Genomic DNA, 3,193 nt, shown 5'->3' on the forward strand with positions numbered 1-3,193 from the left:
GGACTACACCTACCCACCGCCGCCGGAATCTGTCCGAGGTGGGGCGGTGTCGGGTTGCGGGGTGTCCGCGGCATGGATGCCGCGGCCAAGCCCCCAAGGACGGGTTCACGGCGTCCCCGCGACCCGACACCGCCCCGCCACCCCACGGAATGCCGCTTTGGCCGTTGCCGTTGCCGTTGCCTGCAGCAGGTGCAGGGCCGCAGGCCCTGCCGACCCCCTCACTCCGCTACGTGCTCGACCTGTCGTGGCTCCGGCTTGGTGTCCGGCAACTGCCAGAAAATCATCGTCGAGGTCAGCGTGATCGCACCCACGCACAGGAACGTGGCATGCAGCGCGGCGGTGGCACTGTTGCTGTCCAAGTGGGTACCGAACGCAGCCAGCAGGCTGCCCGCCGCGGCGGCACCGAAACCGGCGGCGAGCATCATCACCATCGACAGCAGGCTGTTGCCGGAGCTGGCGAACTCGCGGTCGAGGTCGCGCAGGGTCACGGTGTTCATCACGGTGAACTGCAGCGAATTGACCGCGCCGAAGAACGCCAGCTGCAGCAGGCGCCACGCCAGGTGCTGGCCCGGTGTCATCAGGATGAAGCTGGCCATCGCCAGCCCCACCAGCACGGTGTTGATCATCAACACGCGGCGGTAGCCGTAGCGCTCGACCAGCTTCACCGCCAGCTTCTTCGACACCATGCCCGCCGCAGCGACGGGCACCATCATCAGGCCGGCGTTCATCGGGCCCAGGCCCAGGCCGACCTGCAGCAGCAGCGGGATCAGCATCGGCATGGCACTGCTGCCGATGCGCGAGAACAGGTTGCCAAGGATGCCGATGCGGTAGCTGGGCACGCGGAACAGTGCCAGCGAGAACAACGGCGCGGTGGAGTTGGCGGCATGCAGCCAGTAACCCACCAGCGCAGCCAGGCCGGCAACGGTCATCAGCATCACCAGCGCGTGCGGGGTGCCGAGGCCGGAGATGCCGTCCAGCGCCAGCGACAACACCACCATCGCAAAGGCCAGCATGACGTAGCCGCGCAGGTCGAAGCGGGTGCGGTGGCTGGCGTAGTGGTCGGGCATGATCTTCATCGCGGCGATGAAACCGATCACGCCGATCGGCAGGTTGATCAGGAACACCCAGTGCCAGGATGCGATCTCGACCAGCCAGCCGCCCAGGGTCGGGCCGATCAGCGGGCCGACCAGGGCCGGGATGGCGATGAAGCTCATCGCGCGCAGGAAATCCTCGCGCGATACCGAACGCATCACCGCCAGCCGACCGACCGGCAGCAGCATCGCGCCGCCGATGCCCTGCAGCACGCGCGCACCGACCAGCTGGTGCAGGTGCTGGGCCAGCGCGCAGGCCAGCGAACCGAGAGTGAACAGGATGATCGCTACCAGGAAGGTGCGCCGCGTGCCATAGCGGTCGGCGATCCAGCCGGAGGCGGGAATGAAGGTGGCTACAGCCAGCGCGTAGCTGAACACCACCGACTGCATCTGCAGCGGGCTTTCGCCCAGGCTGGCAGCCATCGCCGGCAAGGCGGTGTTGACGATGGTCGAATCCAGCATCTGCATGAAGATCGCCAGCGACACCAGCCACAGCAGGGGGCGGTGGCGGGTGTAGTTCGATGACGATGTGGACATGGCGTGCGGCCGGTGCAGCGTGGGGGACCCCATGATCGCGCAATGCGGGTCACGGCGCGATCAACATCGCGCCGTGGTTGCCTGCGCAATGCTCAGCGCTGGCTGTGCGCGTGCACCGCGTCGACCAGTACCTGCACGTGCGCCGGGTCCATGTCCGGAGACATGCCGTGGCCGAGGTTGAACACATGGCCCTCGCGCGAACCGCCGTTGCCGGCGGCGTAGGTGTCGAGCACGCGCGCGGCGGCTGCGGCGATGGCATCGGGCGAGGCGTACAGCGTGGTCGGGTCGAGGTTGCCCTGCAGGGCAACGCGGCCGCCGGTGCGGCGCAGGGCCTCGTCCAGGTCCAGCGTCCAGTCCAGGCCGAGCGCATCGGCGCCGGTCTGCGACAGCGCTTCCAGGTGCAGGCCGGTGCCCTTGCCGAACAGGATCAGCGGCGTACGCTCGCTGCCTTCGCCACGGTCCAGGCCCTGGGCAATCCGCTGCAGGTAGCGCAGCGAGAACTCGCGGTACATCGCCGGCGACAGCACGCCGCCCCAGGTGTCGAACACCTGCAGGGCCTGCGCACCGGCCGCGCGCTGCGCGCCGAGGTAGGCGATCACCGCCTCGGTGGTCACTTCCAGCAGGCGGTGCAGGGCCTGCGGGTGGTTCAGCGCCATGGCCTTGATGCGCGAGAAGTCCTTGCTGCCGCCGCCTTCCACCATGTAGCAGGCCAGCGTCCACGGGCTGCCGGAGAAGCCGATCAGCGGCACCTGGCCGTCCAACTCGCGGCGGATCAGCCGCACCGCGTCCATCACATAGCCCAGGTCCTGTTCCATGTCCGGCACTGCCAGCCTGGCGATGGCGGCTTCATCGCGCACCGGGTGGCGGAATTTCGGGCCTTCGCCTTCGACGAAATACAGCTCCAGGCCCATCGCATCGGGGATGGTGAGGATGTCCGAGAACAGGATCGCCGCGTCCAGCGGGAAGCGGCGCAGCGGCTGCAGAGTGACTTCGCAGGCGATCTCCGGGGTCTTGGCCATGGCCAGGAAGCTGCCGGCCTTGGCCCGGGTCGCACGGTACTCCGGCAGGTAGCGGCCGGCCTGGCGCATCAGCCAGACGGGGGTGCAGTCCACCGGTTCGCGGCGCAGGGCGCGCAGCAGGCGATCGTTGCGGAGAGGGCTGGTCACGATGGGCATTCCTTGGGCGAAAGTTGGCAGCGGCGTCAGTCGCCGTGCGAAAGGATCTGGAAGCCGCGATGCAGTTCGGCATCACGGGCCTTCTCGAAGGCATGGCGTGCTTCATCGGCCTGCAGGAACAGCTCGCGCCGAAGCTGCGAGCGGCCACCGATGCGACCGCTCTCGCGCAGCAGTTCCCAACCGCCGAACAGGTCCGGCTGCAGGCTCAGGCGCAGGAAGCGCGGTGCCTGCGCACCGGCATCGGGATGTTGCAGATAGACGTGCATGGCACTGATTGTAGCGGGGCACGGGTGACCCCTGTCGCAACGCCGTAGTGCCGGCAGCTGCGTGCGATCGCTTCGGACAGCACGCCGTCTTCGCCAGCAACCAGCGCCTCGGCATGGTGCTGCA

Annotated in this window: 3 protein-coding genes; all 3 read right to left on the minus strand. The window is 68.3% G+C overall.

Annotation, left to right across the window (positions count from 1 at the left end):
- Positions 1 to 218: 218 nt before the first annotated feature.
- The 3 genes from mdtD to O0J73_RS21940 all read right to left on the minus strand — a co-directional run bounded on the left by mdtD (position 219) and on the right by O0J73_RS21940 (position 3,069).
- Positions 219 to 1,628, minus strand: a complete 1,410-nt coding sequence (mdtD, locus tag O0J73_RS21930; RefSeq protein ID WP_197564203.1) for a multidrug transporter subunit MdtD — start codon at positions 1,626 to 1,628, stop codon at positions 219 to 221.
- A gap of 92 nt (positions 1,629 to 1,720) precedes the next feature.
- Positions 1,721 to 2,803 (minus strand): uroporphyrinogen decarboxylase, encoded by a 1,083-nt coding sequence (hemE, locus tag O0J73_RS21935; RefSeq protein ID WP_100440390.1) that lies wholly within the window; start codon positions 2,801 to 2,803, stop codon positions 1,721 to 1,723.
- A gap of 26 nt (positions 2,804 to 2,829) precedes the next feature.
- Positions 2,830 to 3,069: a WGR domain-containing protein gene (locus O0J73_RS21940; RefSeq protein WP_006463695.1), complete on the minus strand. Its 240-nt coding sequence runs from the start codon at positions 3,067 to 3,069 to the stop codon at positions 2,830 to 2,832.
- Positions 3,070 to 3,193: the final 124 nt, after the last annotated feature.

This window comes from Stenotrophomonas sp. Sm6012 (assembly GCF_030985895.1).
Classification (GTDB): Bacteria; Pseudomonadota; Gammaproteobacteria; order Xanthomonadales; family Xanthomonadaceae; genus Stenotrophomonas; species Stenotrophomonas forensis.